This window comes from Streptomyces sp. SS7, assembly GCF_037993025.1.
Taxonomy (GTDB): Bacteria; Actinomycetota; Actinomycetes; order Streptomycetales; family Streptomycetaceae; genus Streptomyces.
In genome coordinates, this window is the sequence record NZ_CP141223.1 from 4,232,083 (window position 1) to 4,250,156 (window position 18,074).

General features: G+C 70.8%; 16 protein-coding genes. 5 read left to right on the plus strand and 11 right to left on the minus strand.

Going from position 1 to position 18,074, the window contains the following annotated elements; all coding sequences use genetic code 11:
• Nucleotides 1-59 precede the first annotated feature (59 nt).
• The 5 genes from ftsH to dacB form a co-directional block, all read right to left on the minus strand.
• Entirely contained in the window at nucleotides 60-2,099 is a 2,040-nt protein-coding gene (gene ftsH, locus U5640_RS19500) for an ATP-dependent zinc metalloprotease FtsH (RefSeq protein ID WP_340377041.1), read from the minus strand.
• 185 nt (nucleotides 2,100-2,284) lie between these two features.
• The gene (hpt, locus tag U5640_RS19505; RefSeq protein WP_067256421.1) at nucleotides 2,285-2,845 is read right to left on the minus strand and encodes a hypoxanthine phosphoribosyltransferase; all 561 of its coding nucleotides are present in this window, start codon (nucleotides 2,843-2,845) and stop codon (nucleotides 2,285-2,287) included.
• Between the two features lie 54 nt (nucleotides 2,846-2,899).
• The gene (gene tilS, locus U5640_RS19510) at nucleotides 2,900-3,943 is read right to left on the minus strand and encodes a tRNA lysidine(34) synthetase TilS (RefSeq protein WP_340377042.1); all 1,044 of its coding nucleotides are present in this window, start codon (nucleotides 3,941-3,943) and stop codon (nucleotides 2,900-2,902) included.
• A 203-nt stretch (nucleotides 3,944-4,146) separates the two neighbouring features.
• A complete protein-coding gene (locus U5640_RS19515) occupies nucleotides 4,147-5,280 on the minus strand; it encodes a zinc-dependent metalloprotease (RefSeq protein ID WP_340377043.1) in 1,134 nt (377 codons plus the stop codon).
• Between the two features lie 79 nt (nucleotides 5,281-5,359).
• Nucleotides 5,360-6,973 (minus strand): D-alanyl-D-alanine carboxypeptidase/D-alanyl-D-alanine-endopeptidase, encoded by a 1,614-nt coding sequence (gene dacB / locus U5640_RS19520; RefSeq protein ID WP_340385205.1) that lies wholly within the window; start codon nucleotides 6,971-6,973, stop codon nucleotides 5,360-5,362.
• Nucleotides 6,974-7,097: 124 nt separating this feature from the next.
• Here dacB and U5640_RS19525 point away from each other — a divergent pair, with 124 nt between their 5' ends.
• Both U5640_RS19525 and U5640_RS19530 read left to right on the plus strand, forming a co-directional pair.
• The gene (locus U5640_RS19525) at nucleotides 7,098-7,589 is read left to right on the plus strand and encodes an inorganic diphosphatase (RefSeq protein WP_055637912.1); all 492 of its coding nucleotides are present in this window, start codon (nucleotides 7,098-7,100) and stop codon (nucleotides 7,587-7,589) included.
• Nucleotides 7,590-7,715: 126 nt separating this feature from the next.
• Nucleotides 7,716-9,308: a threonine/serine exporter family protein gene (locus tag U5640_RS19530; protein WP_340377044.1), complete on the plus strand. Its 1,593-nt coding sequence runs from the start codon at nucleotides 7,716-7,718 to the stop codon at nucleotides 9,306-9,308.
• 96 nt (nucleotides 9,309-9,404) lie between these two features.
• On the opposite strand, the gene U5640_RS19535 is transcribed toward U5640_RS19530, so the two are convergent.
• Nucleotides 9,405-10,277 (minus strand): VTT domain-containing protein, encoded by an 873-nt coding sequence (locus U5640_RS19535; RefSeq protein WP_340377045.1) that lies wholly within the window; start codon nucleotides 10,275-10,277, stop codon nucleotides 9,405-9,407.
• A gap of 138 nt (nucleotides 10,278-10,415) precedes the next feature.
• Here U5640_RS19535 and U5640_RS19540 point away from each other — a divergent pair, with 138 nt between their 5' ends.
• The gene (locus U5640_RS19540; protein ID WP_340377046.1) at nucleotides 10,416-10,781 is read left to right on the plus strand and encodes a YbjQ family protein; all 366 of its coding nucleotides are present in this window, start codon (nucleotides 10,416-10,418) and stop codon (nucleotides 10,779-10,781) included.
• A gap of 20 nt (nucleotides 10,782-10,801) precedes the next feature.
• On the opposite strand, the gene U5640_RS19545 is transcribed toward U5640_RS19540, so the two are convergent.
• Nucleotides 10,802-11,560 carry a MerR family transcriptional regulator gene (locus U5640_RS19545; RefSeq protein ID WP_340377047.1) on the minus strand — a complete coding sequence of 253 codons (759 nt, stop codon included), beginning with the start codon at nucleotides 11,558-11,560 and terminating at the stop codon, nucleotides 10,802-10,804.
• A 280-nt stretch (nucleotides 11,561-11,840) separates the two neighbouring features.
• On the opposite strand from U5640_RS19545, the gene U5640_RS19550 reads away from it, so the two are divergent.
• On the plus strand, nucleotides 11,841-13,241 hold the full coding sequence (locus U5640_RS19550; protein ID WP_340377048.1) for a glutamate decarboxylase: 1,401 nt from the start codon (nucleotides 11,841-11,843) through the stop codon (nucleotides 13,239-13,241).
• Between the two features lie 19 nt (nucleotides 13,242-13,260).
• Here the strand turns inward: U5640_RS19550 and U5640_RS19555 are convergent, their stop codons facing one another.
• The 3 genes from U5640_RS19555 to U5640_RS19565 form a co-directional block, all read right to left on the minus strand.
• Nucleotides 13,261-13,851, minus strand: a complete 591-nt coding sequence (locus U5640_RS19555; RefSeq protein WP_340377049.1) for a PadR family transcriptional regulator — start codon at nucleotides 13,849-13,851, stop codon at nucleotides 13,261-13,263.
• 43 nt (nucleotides 13,852-13,894) lie between these two features.
• Nucleotides 13,895-15,355, minus strand: coding sequence for an aldehyde dehydrogenase family protein (locus U5640_RS19560; RefSeq protein ID WP_340377050.1), 1,461 nt, complete (start codon nucleotides 15,353-15,355; stop codon nucleotides 13,895-13,897).
• A 132-nt stretch (nucleotides 15,356-15,487) separates the two neighbouring features.
• On the minus strand, nucleotides 15,488-16,312 hold the full coding sequence (locus U5640_RS19565; protein WP_340385210.1) for a helix-turn-helix transcriptional regulator: 825 nt from the start codon (nucleotides 16,310-16,312) through the stop codon (nucleotides 15,488-15,490).
• Nucleotides 16,313-16,687: 375 nt separating this feature from the next.
• Between U5640_RS19565 and U5640_RS19570 the strand changes: the two genes are divergently transcribed.
• Complete coding sequence (locus U5640_RS19570) at nucleotides 16,688-17,167, plus strand: ATP-binding protein (protein WP_340377051.1); 480 nt, start codon at nucleotides 16,688-16,690, stop codon at nucleotides 17,165-17,167.
• A gap of 108 nt (nucleotides 17,168-17,275) precedes the next feature.
• On the opposite strand, the gene U5640_RS19575 is transcribed toward U5640_RS19570, so the two are convergent.
• A complete protein-coding gene (locus U5640_RS19575; protein WP_052183895.1) occupies nucleotides 17,276-17,494 on the minus strand; it encodes a DUF397 domain-containing protein in 219 nt (72 codons plus the stop codon).
• Between the last annotated feature and the right edge of the window lie 580 nt (nucleotides 17,495-18,074).

The window sequence follows — 18,074 nt, forward strand, 5'->3', positions numbered from 1 at the left end:
CTAGAACCTGGGGGGCGCGGCATCCATTCCGGGCCTGGTGGCGGCTCCGGGAGCTCGGGTCAGCTCTCGGGGCGGTCCTCCGGGGCGGGCTCGGTCACCGGGGCGGACTCCGCCGCCGTCGACTTCGCGGTGGAGATCGCGGGCGTCGCGCCGTTGGCGCCGTTCGTCAGGGCGAGCTCCTTGGGGGAGAGCACCGGCGGACGGGTGGACGGAGTGCGCCGCGAGGAACCGGTCCAGGCGGGGCGCGCCGGGCGCTTGACGATGGCGGAGAAGATCTCGGCGATCTCCTCCTTGCCCAGCGTCTCCTTCTCCAGCAGCTGGAGGACCAGGTTGTCGAGGACGTCGCGGTTCTCGACCAGGATCTCCCAGGCCTCGTTGTGCGCGTTCTCGATGAGCTTCTTGACTTCCTCGTCCACCAGGGCGGCGACCTCTTCCGAGTAGTCGCGCTGGTGAGCCATCTCACGGCCGAGGAACGGCTCGGTGTTGTCGCCGCCGAACTTGATGGCACCCAGGCGCTCGGTCATGCCGTACTGGGTGACCATCGCGCGGGCCGTGGCGGTGGCCTTCTCGATGTCGTTCGCCGCGCCGGTGGTCGGGTCGTGGAAGACGAGCTCCTCCGCCGCGCGGCCGCCGAGCATGTAGGCCAGCTGGTCCAGCATCTCGTTGCGCGTGGTGGAGTACTTGTCCTCGTCCGGGAGCACCATCGTGTAGCCCAGCGCACGGCCGCGGCTCAGGATCGTGATCTTGTGGACCGGGTCGGAGTTCGGGGAGGCCGCCGCGACCAGGGCGTGACCGCCCTCGTGGTACGCGGTGATCTTCTTCTCCTTGTCCGACATGATCCGGGTCCGCTTCTGCGGGCCCGCGACCACACGGTCGATCGCCTCGTCCAGCATCTGGTTGTCGATCAGCTTCTTGTCGCTGCGCGCGGTGAGGAGCGCTGCTTCGTTCAGCACGTTCGACAGGTCGGCGCCCGTGAAGCCGGGGGTCCGGCGGGCGACGGCGGCCAGATCGACGTCGGGCGCCACCGGCTTGCCCTTCTGGTGGACCTTGAGGATCTCCAGCCGGCCCTGCATGTCCGGACGGTCGACCGCGATCTGGCGGTCGAAGCGGCCGGGGCGCAGCAGCGCCGGGTCGAGGATGTCGGGCCGGTTCGTCGCGGCGATGAGGATCACGCCGCCCTTGACGTCGAAGCCGTCCATCTCGACGAGGAGCTGGTTCAGGGTCTGCTCGCGCTCGTCGTGACCACCGCCGAGGCCGGCGCCGCGGTGGCGGCCGACGGCGTCGATCTCGTCGACGAAGACGATCGCCGGGGCGTTCGCCTTGGCCTGCTCGAAGAGGTCACGGACACGGGAGGCACCGACACCGACGAACATCTCGACGAAGTCGGAACCGGAGATCGAGTAGAAGGGGACGCCCGCCTCGCCGGCGACGGCGCGCGCGAGCAGGGTCTTGCCGGTGCCGGGCGGGCCGTACAGCAGCACGCCCTTGGGGATCTTGGCGCCGACGGCCTGGAACTTGGCGGGCTCCTGGAGGAACTCCTTGATCTCGTGGAGTTCCTCGACGGCCTCGTCCGAGCCGGCCACGTCGGCGAACGTCGTCTTCGGCGTGTCCTTGGTGATGAGCTTCGCCTTGGACTTGCCGAAGTTCATGACGCGGGAGCCGCCGCCCTGCATCTGGTTCATCAGGAACAGGAAGACGACCACGATGAGGACGAAGGGGAGCAGGGACAGCAGGATCCCGACGAAGGCGTTCTGCTTCGTCGGAGAGACCGTGTAGCCCTTGGGGATCTGCTTGTCCTGGTACTTGGTCTGCAGCGTGTTGGCGATGGTCACGCCCTGGTCGCCGATGTAGCTCGCCTGGATCTTCGAGCTGTCCTTGACCTTCACGCCGTCTTTGAGCGTGACCTTGATGGTCTGCTCGTCACCGGTGGTGAGCTTGGCCGACTCGACCTTGTTCTCGTTGATCGCCGCCACGACTTGGCCGGTGTCCACCGTCTTGTAGCCGCCGGACGAGCCGACGACCTGCATCAACACGACCACGGCAAGGACGGCCAGCACGATCCACATGACCGGCCCACGGAAGTATCGCTTCACGTCCATCCATACGGAGCGGTGCCGCCCCGTCCCTCCTGCCATAGTGAGTTTGATAAGACAGTTCTTCTGACGGTACCCCAGCTTTGTCGCGGGAAGCCGCACGGTCCGGCTGGCGAACCCGTCTGCATGCTCCAACGGCGCGAGTGCCGCCGGGGTTCCCGTACGTCCTACGGGTCTGTGACCGGGTGGGTTCAGCCGCCGTAGACGTGGGGCGCGAGCGTACCGACGAACGGGAGGTTGCGGTACTTCTCGGCGTAGTCGAGGCCGTAGCCGACGACAAACTCGTTGGGGATGTCGAAGCCGACCCACTCGACGTCGATGGCGACCTTGGCCGCGTCCGGCTTGCGCAGCAGGGTGCAGATCTTCAGGGTCTCGGGCTCGCGCGAGCCGAGGTTGTTGATCAGCCAGGACAGGGTCAGCCCGGAGTCGATGATGTCCTCGACGATCAGGACGTGCTTGCCCTTGATGTCGGTGTCGAGGTCCTTGAGGATCCGCACGACACCGGAGGACTGGGTGCCCGCGCCGTACGACGACACGGCCATCCAGTCCATGGTGACGGGGGTGGACAGCGCCCGGGCGAGGTCCGCCATGACCATCACCGCGCCCTTGAGCACGCCGACGATCAGCAGGTCCTTGCCCTCGTACTCCGCGTCGATCTTCGCGGCCAGCTCGGCCAGCTTCGCGTCGATCTCTTCCTTGGTGATGAGCACCTGCTGGAGGTCGGCACCCATGTCTTTCGCGTCCACCCGCATCACTTTCGGTCGTCCCACCGGCCGGCCCGGACCCTCCGTGCGGAGGGTCGGGAATCAGCCTTGCCGAATCACCAGTCTGCCACCCTGCCGCTGGGCCACGACCTTGCCCGGGAGATTGATGGCTCCCTGGCCCCGCCAGCCGGTGATCAGCCGGTCGACCTCCTCGATGTGCCGCGCGAAGAGGGAGCCGGCCGGCGCGCCCGCCTCGATGGCGGCGCGGCGCAGGATGCGGCGGCGGACGGCGGGCGGCAGGGCGTAGAGCTTGGCGCACTCCAGAAGGCCGGTGGCGTCCCGTACGGAGTCCTCGGCGCGGCGGGCCCAGGCGTCGAGGGCGTCGGCGTCGTCGCGGGAGAGCTGGGCCGTCCGGGCGAGTGCCTCGACGACGCCCTTGCCGAGGGCCTTCTCCAGGGCGGGCAGGCCTTCGTGGCGGAGCCGGGAGCGGGTGTAGGCCGGGTCGGCGTTGTGGGGGTCGTCCCAGACGGGCAGGGACTGGACCATGCACGCCTTGCGGGCGGTCTGCCGGTCGAGTTCGAGGAAGGGGCGCCGGTAGCGGCCGCCGGCCCCCGAGACCGCGGCCATGCCGGACAGGGAGCGGATGCCGGAGCCGCGGGCGAGTCCGAGGAGGACCGTCTCGGCCTGGTCGTCGCGGGTGTGTCCGAGGAGGACCGCGGCGGCGCCGTGGCGTTCGCTGGCGGCGTCGAGGGCGGCGTAGCGGGCGTCGCGGGCGGCGGCCTCGGGTCCGCCGTCGCGGCCGACGGTCACGGCGGTGGACTCGACGGGGTCGAGGCCGAGTTCGCGCAGGCGCAGGACGACTTCCGCGGCGCGCAGGTCGGAGCCGTGCTGGAGGCCGTGGTCGACGGTGACGCCGCCGGCGCGGATGCCGAGCCGGGGGGCCTCGAAGGCCAGTGCGGAGGCGAGCGCCATGGAGTCGGCGCCGCCGGAGCACGCCACGAGGACGAGGGGGGCGGTCGGGTGGGTGTACGGCGCCGGTACGAGGGCGCCGGTGGCCGGGCCCGGGGGCCGGTGGTCGTTGAGGATGTCGTGGAGGACGCGGCGGACCGCCAGGCGTATCGCCGCGACCGCTGGATGGGGACCCATGTCCGGTTCCCTTCAAGAAGAGTTCGGGGGTGAGCCCGAGGTCGGTCACTCAGAGTGTGTAGATGGTGACAGAACCGGGCCGCTCCCCGAGCATCGCACGCCTGTCGAGGGCTCACGGTCCCTCGGACGGGTGATTGAAGGGGCGTTTGCCTGCCGTGGGCCGCGTCCGGCCCACGGTGTCGTGCCGGGCGTGCGGTACGGGGTCATGAATCGGCCTTGCGGTGCACCCGTGCGACCCAGTCCACGGGTTTGGCGATCTCGGCCTTGGTGGGGAGGGTGTTGGGCGAGGTCCACACGCGGTTGAAGCCGTCCATGCCGACCTGGTCGACGACGGAGCGCACGAAGCGCTCGCCGTCCTTGTACTGGCGGAGCTTGGCGTCCAGGCCGAGCAGTTTGCGCAGGGCGATGTCGAGGCGGGAGGCGCCCTTGGCGCGGCGCTGCTGGAACTTCTCGCGGATCTCGGAGACGGTCGGCACGACGTCGGGGCCGACGCCGTCCATGACGAAGTCGGCGTGGCCCTCCAGGAGCGACATCACGGCGGTGAGGCGGGCGAGGATCTCCCGCTGGGCCGGGGTCTGCACGAGTTCGACGAGGGAGCGGCCGCCGTCGTCCTCCTCGCCCTCGGGACGGCCGCCGGCGAGGGACTGGGCGGCCTCGCGGATGCGCTCCAGGAAGGTCGTGGGGTCGACGTCGGTCTCCCCGAGGAACGACTGGATCTCCCCCTCCAGGTGGTCGCGCAGCCAGGGCACGGCGGAGAACTGGGTGCGGTGCGTCTCCTCGTGCAGACAGACCCAGAGCCGGAAGTCGTGCGGGTCGACGTCGAGTTCGCGCTCGACGTGGACGATGTTGGGCGCGACGAGCAGGAGCCGGCCGCCGTTCTTGGCGCCGGCGGGGAGTTCGCGGGTGGCGGGGGCGAAGGTCTCGTACTGGCCGAGGACGCGGGAGGCGAGGAACGACAGCAGCATGCCGAGTTCGACACCGGTGACCTTGCCGCCGACGGCGCCGAGGACCGCGCCGCCCGCGCTGCTGCCGCGGCGCTCCTGCATCTTGTCGAGGAGGGGCCTCAGGATCTCCCGGAACCCGGCGACGTTGGCCCGGACCCAGCCGGGGCGGTCGACGACGAGGACCGGCGTGTCGTGGGTGTCCTCGGTGCCCATGCGGGTGAAGCCGCGGACGTGGTGCTCCGAGGACTTGGCGTGCCGGCGCAGTTCCGCGACGACGGTCCGGGCCTCGTCCCGGCTGACCTCGGGGCCCGGTCGTACGAGCCGGGTCGCGGTCGCGACCGCGAGATTCCAGTCGACCATCCCAGCAGAAGCAGCACCACCGATGCTCGTCATGTGTCAACCGTACGTGCTCGGTCCCGGTTGGGGCAGGCCGCGAGGGGTGGATCAGGGATACGTCAGGGTCGGGCGTCGCTCATCGGCAGCCGCAGCCCGCCAGGGCCGTCGCGGCCTTGTCGAGGGCGGTCTGGGCCGCCGTCGGGTCGGTGGTGCCGGAGGCGAGCAGGGCGAAGGCGAGGAGGCGGCCGTCCTGGTCGACGACCGTGCCGGCGAGGGTGTTCACGCCGCTCAGGGTGCCGGTCTTGGCCCGTACGACACCGGCGGCGCCGTCGGCGTAGCGGGTGGCGAGGGTGCCGGTGAAGCCGGCGACGGGCAGTCCGGTGAGGACGGGGCGCAGGGCGGGCAGGCCGGGGTCGCCGGCCTTGGCGAGCAGGGCGGTGAGCAGGTCGGCGGTGAGGCGGTCCGCCCGGTCGAGCCCGCTGCCGTCCTTGAAGACGGAGCCGGTGACGGGCAGGCCGAGCCGGCCGAGCCGGTCCCGGACGGCCCGGCCGCCGCCGGCGAAGTCGGCGCGGACGCCGGTCGCGACGGCGGTCTGGCGGGCGAGCGCCTCGGCGATGTCGTTGTCGCTGTTGGTGAGCATGCGTTCGATCACCGTGGCCAGCGAGGGCGAGGATACGGTGGCGAGCGTCTGCGCGCGCGTGGTGGCCTTGGAGGGGCCGGGGGACGAGGACGCGATCCCGGCGGACGCCAGGTACGCGGCGAACTTGCCGGCGGCGTCGGCCGCCGGGTCGCTCACCCGCTTCACGGGTCCGCTGGTGGAGTCGTCGACGCGTCCCTCGTCGGCGCTCAGGGCGGTGACGGGCGCGAGGTTGGGGTTGACCCCGATGGGGTGAAGCTGCGCGCCGGCGAAGAGGGTCGTGTCGTACGAGAGGGTCACCCGGGTGATGCCGCGTGCCTCTAGGGTCTTGGCCGTGGCCGTGGCGAGGGTGCGCAGGCTGGCCCAGCCCTGGGCGTCCGGGCGGGCGGTGAGGGTGGGGTCGCCGCCGCCGACCAGGACGAGTTCCCCGGTGTCGGGTTCGAGGGCGGTGCGGGTGGTGAGGCGGTGGTCGGGGCCCATCGCGGAGAGCGCGGCGACGGCGGTGGCGATCTTGGTGGTGGAGGCGGGGGTGAGCGCCGTGCCGGCCCCGGAGCCGTACAGGCGCCTGCCGGTGGCCACGTCGACGACGGCGGCGGTGTGCCGGGCGCCGAGGGCCGGGTCGGCGAGCAGGCGGTCCAGGACGGCCTTGAGGCCGGTGGTGGTGGGCAGGGCGTCCGGGGCGGACTCCACGGTGCCGGCGGCGCCGCCGAGGCCGGTGAGGACGGCGGCGGCGCTGGGGGCGGGCCTGGGCGCCCCGGCGACGGAGGACGTACCGGACGAATCATCCTGACGGCCGTGATCTGCGCCACCCGTGTGTCCCAGGGCGACGGCCCGGTCCCGCTCGGCCGTACGCTGACCGGTGCCGTCCCAGGGGCCGGCGGCGGTCACCACGCCCGCGGCCAGCACCAGACCGGCGGTCGCCGCTCCCGCGGTGAACCGCACGGAACCGGCGTGCGGACCGTCCTTCGTGATCCGCGCGAGGGGGGGACCGGCCAGCCGCGTCAGCCGGGCGACCTGCGGCGCGGCGGCCCCCGCGACGCGTGCGAGGGAGGGCCGTACGATCCCTGCGGCACGTGCCAGACGCGGTCGTACGGCGTCCGTGATCCGCACCACATGCGGTCTCGCGGCTCGCCAAGGCCTCAGCTCTGGCACGACCACCAGCCCCTTTCGCGATCACCCACCTGCGTGAGGGACACTTAACCACCAGAACTATGTGCTGATCATGGAGGAGCCACCGGTGGAGTTCGACGTCACGATCGAGATCCCGAAGGGTTCGCGCAACAAGTACGAGGTGGACCACGAGACGGGTCGGATCCGCCTGGACCGTCGACTCTTCACCTCGACCGCCTACCCGACCGACTACGGCTTCGTCGAGAACACCCTCGGCGAGGACGGCGACCCGCTGGACGCGCTCGTCATCCTGGACGAGCCCACCTTCCCGGGCTGTCTGATCCGCTGCCGCGCGATCGGCATGTTCCGGATGACGGACGAGGCCGGCGGCGACGACAAGCTGCTGTGCGTCCCGGCGACGGACCCGCGCGTGGAGCACCTGCGCGACATCCACCACGTGTCGGAGTTCGACCGCCTGGAGATCCAGCACTTCTTCGAGGTCTACAAGGACCTGGAGCCCGGCAAGTCCGTCGAGGGTGCCGACTGGGTCGGCCGTACCGACGCGGAGGCCGAGATCGAGCGGTCGTACAAGCGCTTCAAGGACCAGGGCGGTCACTGACCCGGCTTGATCCACCCCGCGTCGAGGGGCCGTACGCGTCCGCGTGCGGCCCCCTTCGTGTGTCGTACGCCCGCCCGTGAGCATACTGAGGCAGACGGAAGGCGTCGTTCAGGGAGCGTTTCTCAAGTGACGGATGCGGAGGACCGCAAGCCGCAGTCGGACGAGGCGAGGGGGCCCTACGACCCCGAGGTGACCTCGGAGTTCGCCGTGCCGCAGGGGGTGGAGGTGCCGCCCGCGCCGGAGGCGGAGGGCTCGGCGTTCAGCCGGCCGAGCACGTACCGGGCGCGCGGTGTGCCGCCCGCGTTCACGCCCCCCGGCGGGATGCCGGTGGTGAGTCTCACCAAGGACGTGCCCTGGCAGGACCGGATGCGCACGATGCTGCGGATGCCGGTGGCGGAGCGGCCCGCGCCGGAGCCGGTCGGCAGGGCGGAGGAGGGCGGTCCGGCCGTCCCGCGCGTGCTCGACCTGACGTTGCGCATCGGGGAGCTGCTGCTCGCGGGCGGGGAGGGCGCGGAGGACGTGGAGGCCGCGATGTTCGCGGTGTGCCGCTCCTACGGCCTGGACCGCTGCGAGCCGACCGTCACCTTCACGCTGCTGTCGATCTCGTACCAGCCCTCGCTGGTGGAGGACCCGGTGACGGCGTCGCGGACGGTGCGGCGCCGGGGCACCGACTACACCCGGCTGGCGGCCGTGTTCCGGCTCGTGGACGATCTGAGCGACCCGGAGACCCATGTCTCCCTGGAGGAGGCCTACCGGCGGCTCGCGGAGATACGGCGCAACCGGCACCCGTATCCGACCTGGGTGCTGACCGGGGCGAGCGGGCTGCTCGCGGGGGCGGCCTCGGTGCTGGTCGGCGGTGACGCCGTGGTGTTCGTGGCGGCCCTGGTGGGCGCGATGCTGGGCGACCGGCTGGCGTGGCTGTGCGCGGGGCGCGGGCTGCCGGAGTTCTACCAGTTCCTGGTCGCCGCGATGCCGTCGGTCGCGATGGGCATCGTGCTGACGCTGACCCACGTCGACGTGAAGGCGTCCGCGGTCATCACCGGCGGGCTGTTCGCGCTGCTGCCGGGGCGGGCCCTGGTGGCGGGCGTCCAGGACGGGCTGACCGGCTTCTACATCACCGCCGCGGCGCGCCTGCTGGAGGTCATGTACCTGTTCGTGGGGATCGTCGTCGGGGTGCTGGTGATGCTCTACGTCGGCGTCCAGCTCGGCGCCCGGCTCAACCCGGACGCCGTCCTGGGCGGCAGCAACCGGCCGCTGTGGCAGATCGGCTCCTCGATGCTGCTGTCGCTCACCTTCGCCGTCCTGCTCCAGCAGGAACGATCCACCGTGCCGGCCGTCACTCTGAACGGGGGTGTGGCCTGGTCGGTGTACGGCGCCCTGCACTACGCCGGCGAGATCTCGCCCGTGGCCTCCACGGCGGTCGCGGCGGGCGTGGTCGGCCTGTTCGGGCAGCTCCTCGCGCGGTACCGGTTCGCCTCGGCGCTGCCGTACACCACCGCGGCGATCGGGCCCCTGCTGCCGGGGTCGGCCGTCTACTTCGGGCTGCTGGCGATCGCGCAGAACGAGGTGAACACGGGGCTCGCCTCCCTCACCAAGGCGGCGGCACTGGCCATGGCGATCGCCATCGGGGTGAACCTGGGGGCGGAGGTGTCGCGGCTGTTCCTGCGGATCGGCTCCGCGGAGAAACGCCGGGCCGCCAAGCGGACGCGGGGGTTCTAGCGCCGGGCGCCCGCGCGCTCGGTGCGTCCGGCAGGTGCGCGGGGCGGGTGCGTCGTGGCTCGTCGCGCAGTTCCCCGCGCCCCTTCGGGAGCGCTGTCAGTAGCCCTGGTTCTGGTTGTGCGGGTAGGGCTGCTGGGGGTACTGCTGCTGGCCGCCGTAGTAGTCGTTGCCGTAGGGCTGGGGCTGGGGCTGGGCGTAGTAGTCGTTCCGCGGCGGCTGCTGGTCGTCGATGCGGCGCAGCTGGGTCGTCGCGTCGTCCATGACCGGGTACGGGGGCTGCTGGGGCTGCTGCTGCGGCTGGGGCTGCTGCTGGGGCTGCTGCTGGGGCTGCTGCTGGGGCGGGTTCTTCTTGGCCTGGGAGCGGGCCCTCAGGAACTCGATGACGATCGGGACCACCGAGAGGAGGACGATCAGGATGAGGATCGCCTCGACGTTCTTCTTGACGAACTCGATGTTGCCGAGCCAGGAGCCGAGGAGGGTCACGCCCGCGCCCCACAGGACGCCACCGACGATGTTGAAGATCAGGAACGAGCGGTACTTCATGCCGCTGACGCCGGCGATGATCGGCGTGAACGTCCGCACGATGGGCACGAAGCGGGCCAGGATCAGGGACTTCGGACCGTGCTTCTCGAAGAACTCGTGCGCCTTGGTGACGTTCTCCTGCTTGAACAGGCGGGAGTCCGGGCGGCTGAAGAGGGAGGGGCCCACCTTCTTGCCGAACATGTAGCCCGCCTGGTCGCCCAGGATCGCGGCGACACAGATCAGCGCGATGGCGCCCCACAGCGGGAAGTCGAGCTGGTCGGAGGTGATCAGCAGGCCGGCGGTGAACAGCAGCGAGTCGCCGGGCAGGAAGAACCCGATGAGCAGGCCGGACTCCGCGAAGACGATGAGCAGCAGACCCCAGATGCCGAACGTGTCGAGCAGGTAGTCGGGGTCCAGCCAGCTCGGTCCGAGGGCAAGGGTCGTCACGGTTCCGGGCTCCTGAGGGGTGAGGGCGGTCGGTGCGGCGGCGGGACCGCCCCAAACTATCAACGCGGCGCCGCAGGACCAGGTTCCCAGGGCTTCCCCCAGGATGCACTGTGCCCCTCCCCGGTCAAAGCTGTGCACATGGGCATCGATGATTTCGGCGGCGGCCAGGGGCCGGAGCCGGACGTACTGGTCGTCACCACCAACGACGTGCCCGGTTTCCGGGTGCAGGAGGTCCTCGGCGAGGTCTTCGGGCTGACCGTGCGCTCACGGCACATCGGCAGCCAGATCGGCGCAGGCCTGAAGTCGATGATCGGCGGTGAGCTCAAGGGGCTGACCAAGACCCTGGTGCAGACCCGCAACCAGGCGATGGAGCGGCTCGTCGAGCAGGCAAGCGCGCGGGGAGCCAACGCCGTGCTGATGTTCCGCTTCGACGTGACCGAGGCGGCGGACGTGGGCACCGAGGTGTGCGCGTACGGGACCGCGGTGGTCCTGGCCCGGGACTGAGGCCCCGGGCCGGGCGGGCGTCAGCCCCGGCGGTCCGCGTTCGCCCGGACGGCCGCCTCCAGATGCTCGGCGAGGCCGGGCCGCACGGAGTCGTAGAACGCCTTGAAGCGCTCGTCGGAGACGTACATCTGGCCCAGGCCGCGGTGCATCTCGTAGGAGCAGTCGAAGTACCAGGTGCCGATGTGGCGCCGGTGCTCCTCGGCCAGGTCCATGGCGGCCTCCCCGGTGGGCGGCTCCCCGGCGGCCATCAGGGCGGCGTACCGCTCTTTCCAGGCGTCGACCTCGGCCTGGATGCGTTTCCAGTCCTCCTTGGTGTAGCGGGCGGCGCGGCGCTGCGACTCGGCGTAGGTCTCGGTGCCGCCCCAGCGCGCCTCCGCCTCCTCGGCGTACTGCTCGGGGTCCTTGTCGCCGAAGACCTCGAACTTCTCCTCGGGTGTGAGGTTGATGCCCATCGTGCGTGCCTCCATGGCGTGTTCGACGGCCGCCGCCATCTTCTGGAGCTGCTCGATCCGGGCGGTCAGCAGGGCGTGCTGCCGGCGCAGCTGCGCGCGCGGGTCCGCGGCCGGGTCGTCGAGCAGGGCGGCGACCTCTTCGAGCGGGAAGCCGAGCTCGCGGTAGAACAGGATCTGCTGGAGCCGGTCGAGGTCGGCGTCGTCGTAGCGCCGGTGGCCCGCGTGGCTGCGGTCGCCGGGCACGAGCAGGCCGATCTCGTCGTAGTGGTGCAGGGTGCGCACCGTGATGCCGGCGAATCCGGCGACCTGTCCCACGGAGTAGCTCACGTCCTCCGCTCCTTCCGTGTGCGTCCGTTCGGGTTCCACGGTGGGGCCTCACGTCGGGTGAGGTGCAAGCCCGGGGCGCGGTGCCGGGCGGCGTCTCTGGCGGGCGTCCCGTCACAGGCTGTCACCCGCCCGGATGTCATGCCCGTTTCGTCCGCTTATCGTGGCCCCGTGGGCCCGGGCCCACGGGGCCCGGGCCGCCGAGGCCCCGTCCGGGCGCCGCCCTCCGGTGCGGACGGAACTCCGGTCCGCCGCCACCCGTTCGCCCTTTCAGGAGGCCCCCATGGCGTTGCACAAAGGTCCCGAGAAGCCCGACGAGCGCCCGCTGTCCCTGAACCCGTTCTACGGCGAGGCCAATCCCGTCAGCGGTATGACCGAGGCCCCGCCCAAGCACCGGCTGCCCGACAACCCGCTGGCGCCGACGGCGGCCTACCAGCTGGTGCACGACGAGCTGATGCTGGACGGCAACTCCCGGCTCAACCTGGCGACCTTCGTCACCACCTGGATGGAGCCGCAGGCCGGGGTGCTGATGGCGGAGTGCCGCGACAAGAACATGATCGACAAGGACGAGTACCCGCGCACCGCCGAGCTGGAGCGGCGCTGTGTGGCGATGCTCGCCGACCTGTGGAACGCGCCGGACCCGTCCGCGGCCGTGGGCTGTTCGACGACCGGGTCCAGCGAGGCGTGCATGCTGGCCGGGATGGCGCTCAAGCGCCGCTGGAGCAAGCGCCGTCCCGACTCCCGGGCCCGGCCCAACCTGGTGATGGGCGTCAACGTCCAGGTCTGCTGGGAGAAGTTCTGCAACTTCTGGGAGGTCGAGCCCCGGCTGATCCCCATGGAGGGCGAGCGCTACCACCTGGACCCGCAGGCCGCCGCCGACCGGTGCGACGAGAACACCATCGGGGTCGTCGGCATCCTGGGCTCCACCTTCGACGGGTCCTACGAGCCGATCGCCGAGCTGTGCGCGGCCCTGGACGCCCTCCAGGAGCGCACCGGCCTCGACGTCCCGGTCCATGTGGACGGCGCGTCCGGCGCGATGGTCGCCCCCTTCCTCGACGAGGACCTGGTGTGGGACTTCCGCCTCCCGCGCGTGGCGTCGATCAACACCTCCGGACACAAGTACGGGCTGGTCTACCCCGGCGTCGGCTGGGCGCTGTGGCGCGACAAGGAGGCGCTGCCCGAGGAACTGGTGTTCCGGGTCAACTACCTGGGCGGCGACATGCCGACGTTCGCGCTGAACTTCTCCCGGCCCGGCGCCCAGGTGGTCGCCCAGTACTACACGCTGGTCCGGCTGGGCCGTGCGGGCTTCAGGACGGTGCAGCAGACCACCCGTGACGTGGCCCGGGGCATCGCCGACAGGGTGGAGGCCCTCAGTGACTTCCGGCTGCTCACCCGGGGCGACGAGCTGCCCGTCTTCGCCTTCACGACGGCGCCGGACGTCACCTCGTTCGACGTGTTCGACGTGTCGCGGCGGATGCGGGAGAGCGGCTGGCTGCTCCCGGCGTACACCTTCCCGCCGAACCGGGAGGACCTGTCCGTGCTGCGGGTGGTGTGCCGCAACGGCTTCTCCGAGGACCTCGCGGACCTGTTCGTGGAGGACCTCACCCGGCTCCTGCCGGAGCTGCGCCGCCAGTCGGGCCCGCTGGACCGCGACAAGAGCGCGGCGACCAGCTTCCACCACTAGGGGGTGTTTCGAAAGTCCCCTAGTCCGGCAGGACGTCGGCGAAGGGCTCTCCCTCGCCTGCGAAGGTGTAGGCGCCGGACTCGATGCGGTCGATCAGGCCGTGGGTCCACTCGGCCTCCGCGTCGGCCGTGTGCACCCAGAGGTTCATGATCTCGCCGATGTGGCCGACCTGCTGGGGGCCGCCCGCGGGGTCGTAGTGCTGGACGACGGTGGAGCGCCACCGTTCGATGCGGCGGATCCGCTCCCTGAGCAGGGTCACGGCCTCGGCGCGGGGCAGGTCGACGACGAAGCCGATGGCCGCCGACTTGACGTCGGTCCTCTGGTCGTAGGAGGTCAGCGCCTCGCGCAGCAGGCGGAAGTACTCCTCGTTGCCCGCCTCGGTGATCTCGTACTCGGTGCGGGGCGGGCCGCCGGCCGTGGAGGGGGCCGTCTCGTGCTCGTGCAGCAGCCCCTGTTTCGCCAGTTGCCGCAGGGCGTGGTAGATCGAGCCCGGCTTGGCGTTGGACCACTCGTGGGCGCCCCAGTACTCCAGGTCACCGCGGACCTGGTAGCCGTGGGCCCGCCCGTGCAGGCGCACCGCGCCCAGCACGAGAAGACGGATTGCTGACATGGGCCCCAGGTTATGGCCCGGGGCCCGTGGGCCGGCACTCGGCTCAGAAGGGGAAGCGGCTGCGGCCGTGCTGCACCGAGATCCACTTGGTGGTGGTGAAGGACTCCAGGGTCGTCTCGCCGTTGAGGCGTCCGACGCCGGAGTTCTTCTCGCCGCCGAAGGGCACGATCGGCTCGTCGTGGACGGTGCCGTCGTTCACGTGGAACATGCCGCTGTCGACCTGCTTGGCGAAGGCGACGCCCCGCTCGGTGCTCCCGGTGTGGACCGCGCCGCTGAGGCCGTACGGGGTGTCGTTGACCAGGCGCAGCGCCTCCTCCTCGCCGTCGAAGGGGACGAGGAAGGCGACGGGGCCGAAGACCTCCTGCCGGAGCAGGGCGGAGTCGGCGGGCAGTCCGGTCAGGACGGACGGCCGGACGAGGTTGCCCTCGGTCGGGCCGTGCAGGAGGGCCGTCGCGCCCTCGGCGAGCGCCTGCTCGACGAGCGAGGTGAGCGCGTCCGCCTGCTGGGAGTTGATCACCGGGCCGATGACGGTCTCCGGGTCGCGCGGGTCGCCGGCCTTGAGGCCGCGCACCTTGGCGACGAACTTCTCGGTGAACTCGTCGGCGAGCGAACGGTCGACCAGGACGCGGTTGGCGGCCATGCAGACCTGGCCCTGGTGGACGTAACGGCTGAAGACGGCCGCGTCGACGGCGTAGTCGACGTCCGCGTCGTCGAGGACCACGATCGCGCTGTTGCCGCCCAGTTCGAGGACGGAGCGCTTGAAGTGCGAGGCGCAGACGGTGGCCACGTGGCGGCCGACCTTGTCGGAGCCGGTGAAGGAGATCACCCGCGGCACCGGGTGCTCCAGGAACGCGTCACCGATCTCCGCGATGTCGGTGACGACGACGTTCAGCAGACCGGCGGGCAGCCCGGCGTCCTCGAACAGCTTGGCGACCAGGGTGCCGCCGGCGATCGGGGTGTTCTGGTGCGGCTTGAGCACCACGGCGTTGCCGACCGCCAGGGCCGGGGCGACCGACTTCACGGACAGCAGGAACGGGAAGTTGAAGGGGCTGATCACGCCCACGACGCCGACCGGCACCCGGTAGAGGCGGTTCTCCTTGCCGTCGACGGGCGACGGGATGATCCGGCCCTCGGGACGCAGCGTCAGGGTGACCGATTCCCGCAGGAACTCCTTGACGAGGTGGAGTTCGAAGGCGGCCTTCAGCCGGGTGCCGCCCAGCTCGGCGATGATGACGTCGGCGATCTCCTGCTCGCGCTCCTCGACCAGGCGCAGCGCCTTCTCGAATATCGCGCGGCGGGCGTAGGCGTTGGTCTCGGCCCACTCCTTCTGGGCGCGGGCGGCGGCGCGGTAGGCCTCGTCGATCTCGTCGACGGTGGCGATGGTGATCGAGGCGAGCTTCTCGCCGTCGTAGGGGTTGAAGTCGATGATGTCCCAGGACCCCGTCCCTGAACGCCACTTACCGTCGATGTACTGCTGCGCCAGGTCCGTGAAGTAGGACGACATGTGATCCCTCAATCCCCTGCTGCGATCGACGTCACGATCTGATCACGCGTCATCGTACGTGTGTTTCAAGGGGGTTGGGTCTTTCCCCGAATTCCCGCGGGGAAACCCTCGGGAACCGGCCACGCGCGGCGTCTACGACAGCTGGATCAGGCCACGCAACAGGTCCCGGCTCTCGTCGGGTCCGGGGCTGTCCTGCTGGAGCTCCTTCAGCGCGTGCTCGTACTGGGCGACGTCCTCGTGCTTGTCGAGGTAGAGGGCGCTGGTGAGCTGCTCCAGGTAGACGACCTCCTTCAGGTCGGACTCCGGGAAGCCGAGGATGGTGAAGGAGCCGGACTCGCCGGAGTGCCCGCCGAAGCTGAACGGCATGATCTGCAGCCGCACGTTGGGCCGCTCGGAGATCTCGATCAGGTGCTGGAGCTGGCCGCGCATCACCTCGCGGTCGCCGTAGGGCCGGCGCAGGGCGGCCTCGTCGAGGACGATGTGCAAGTCGGGCGCGTTCTCGGCGACGAGGTACTTCTGCCGCTCCAGGCGCAGCGCCACGCGCCGGTCGATGTCGGCGGCGCTCGCGCCCTTCATCCCGCGGGAGACGACGGCGTGGGCGTAGGCCTCGGTCTGGAGCAGACCGTGCACGAACTGCACCTCGTAGACGCGGATCAGCGAGGCCGCGCCCTCCAGGCCGACGTAGGTGGGGAACCAGTTGGGCAGGACGTCCGAGTAACTGTGCCACCAGCCGGCCACGTTGGCCTCGCGGGCGAGTCCGACGAGGGCCTGGCGCTCCATGTCGTCCGTGATGCCGTACAGGGTCAGCAGGTCCTCGACGTCGCGGGTCTTGAAGCTCACCCGGCCCAGTTCCATCCGGCTGATCTTCGATTCCGACGCCCGGATGTGGTAACCCGCCGCTTCCCGCGTGATCCCGCGCGCCTCACGCAGTCGCCGTAGTTGCGAGCCGAGCAGCATCCGCCGCACCACCGATCCGGGCTCTCCCGCGCTCACGTTCGCCAGCCTCCCCAACGGTCCTCTGCGCCCGCAGTCTGCCACTAAAACACTTCGAGCAGTACTCGTCCGATTACAGAGACGGAAAGAAGCCAAAGGATACGCACAGAGCTACGCAAGGGAAGGGTGGGGAAGAAGCACGGGAACGGGCCCCGGACGGCGAGAAGATGGCGGAAAAAATGGCCAAGAAGCGGTACGGGAAGGTCCATTTCGGTCACGTGCACGTGCATCTGCCCTTGCATCCGCCGTGCGCATCCGAAACCATGGTCTCGCGCCACCGCTGCATCGCAACGACCGCGAATCCCGGGAGTGCCTCGCATGGGGACGAATGGATCGACCATGCTCGAGCCGTTACGGCAGGGCCTTCCGCCGCTTGATCCCGCGGCCGTGTCCAACGCCGCGTCCTGCGCACTGCCCGCCCGCTTCGAAGCGGTGCGCGAGGCCCGCCGGTTCACCAGAAGAACCCTGGGCCAGTGGGACGTGGGCGACCGCTTCGACGACGTCTGTCTGGTCGTCTCCGAACTGGTGACCAACGCCCTGCGGCACGGGCTGCCCGAGGCGGCCCCGCTGCCGGCGGACCAGAGCCCGTCCGTGCGGCTGCATCTGCTGCGGTGGACCGAGCGGCTGGTGTGCGCGGTGCGCGACCCCAGCCGCGACAGCCCGCTGCCCCAGGAGGGCGAGGACTTCTCGGCGGAGTCGGGCCGGGGGCTGTTCCTCGTCGACTCCTTCGCCGACGGCTGGGGCTGGCACCCGTTGTCGGGCAGTCTCGGCGGCAAGGTGGTCTGGGCGCTGTTCCGGCTGCACACGCCCACCCGGTGACGGACCGCTCCTGTCCGTGACGGACCGCGGCGCTCTTCGGCGCCGCGGTTCTACGCGCGTTGTCCCCGCTGGACGCGGTCCGGCCCCGCGGTGCGAGCGGCCGGGGCGTCAGCTCGCGATGAGGTGGTCGAACTCGCCGTCCTTGATGCCCAGCAGCATCGCCTCGATCTCGGCCCGCGTGTAGACGAGCGCGGGGCCGTCCGGGAAGCGCGAGTTGCGCACGGCCACGTCCCCGCCGGGCAGTCGCGCGAACTCCACGCAGGATCCCTGCGAGTTGCTGTGCCGGCTCTTCTGCCAGGCAACCCCGTACAGCTGTGTGGCCGTCATGCCGTTGTACACGTCGTGCCCCCCGTCAACGTGGTGGTCCACAGGTCGCTCCCTGGTGGTGCACTGGCTCGTGTGGCCATTGGTGCCGTGGTCAACTGTCCCGGATCATAACCCCGTTCATGTGCAGTTGCATGAGCAGATGCACGTGCACGAGGGGTGGTGGTGCGGTTACAGCTTTGACGCCTGCTTTACCCGGCCGGAAAGTAGTCCGGATCGAACCACTCGTGCACTAGGGACAGACGCCCGCCGCGCCCGTCCTGTTCCATCGACCCCCCTGACCAGCACCGTTTTCCTCCGTTTCGGGCGGTCCTGGAAGGCGGACGCGAGCACTCCGGTCCATCCGGTGGACGTACCTCCGGACGTGGGGGTTCCGCGGGTCCCGCCCGGAGGATCCGGAAATGGCCCCTGCCCCGGGCGGAGGGGCGGGGAAAGCGCTCGCCCCCGTGCACGACCGTCAGGGTCGTGCACGGGGGCGAATCCGGCCGGACGGGAGAGCGCCCGCGCCTCGGCCGGACGGCCGAGGCGCGAAGCGGGCGATGTCCAGCCGGTCCGGACGGGTCGACCGGTTCGCCTCGGACGA

Excerpts from the sequence above, each read along its gene's own strand:
- ftsH (WP_340377041.1), bottom strand. The coding sequence starts at position 2,099 with ATGGACGTGAAGCGATACTTCCGTGGGCCGGTCATGTGGATCGTGCTG.
- hpt (WP_067256421.1), bottom strand. The coding sequence starts at position 2,845 with ATGCGGGTGGACGCGAAAGACATGGGTGCCGACCTCCAGCAGGTGCTC.
- tilS (WP_340377042.1), bottom strand. The coding sequence starts at position 3,943 with ATGGGTCCCCATCCAGCGGTCGCGGCGATACGCCTGGCGGTCCGCCGC.
- U5640_RS19515 (WP_340377043.1), bottom strand. The coding sequence starts at position 5,280 with ATGACGAGCATCGGTGGTGCTGCTTCTGCTGGGATGGTCGACTGGAAT.
- U5640_RS19540 (WP_340377046.1), top strand. The coding sequence starts at position 10,416 with ATGGGCATCGATGATTTCGGCGGCGGCCAGGGGCCGGAGCCGGACGTA.
- U5640_RS19550 (WP_340377048.1), top strand. The coding sequence starts at position 11,841 with ATGGCGTTGCACAAAGGTCCCGAGAAGCCCGACGAGCGCCCGCTGTCC.
- U5640_RS19555 (WP_340377049.1), bottom strand. The coding sequence starts at position 13,851 with ATGTCAGCAATCCGTCTTCTCGTGCTGGGCGCGGTGCGCCTGCACGGG.
- U5640_RS19560 (WP_340377050.1), bottom strand. The coding sequence starts at position 15,355 with ATGTCGTCCTACTTCACGGACCTGGCGCAGCAGTACATCGACGGTAAG.
- U5640_RS19565 (WP_340385210.1), bottom strand. The coding sequence starts at position 16,312 with ATGCTGCTCGGCTCGCAACTACGGCGACTGCGTGAGGCGCGCGGGATC.
- U5640_RS19570 (WP_340377051.1), top strand. The coding sequence starts at position 16,688 with ATGCTCGAGCCGTTACGGCAGGGCCTTCCGCCGCTTGATCCCGCGGCC.
- U5640_RS19575 (WP_052183895.1), bottom strand. The coding sequence starts at position 17,494 with ATGACGGCCACACAGCTGTACGGGGTTGCCTGGCAGAAGAGCCGGCAC.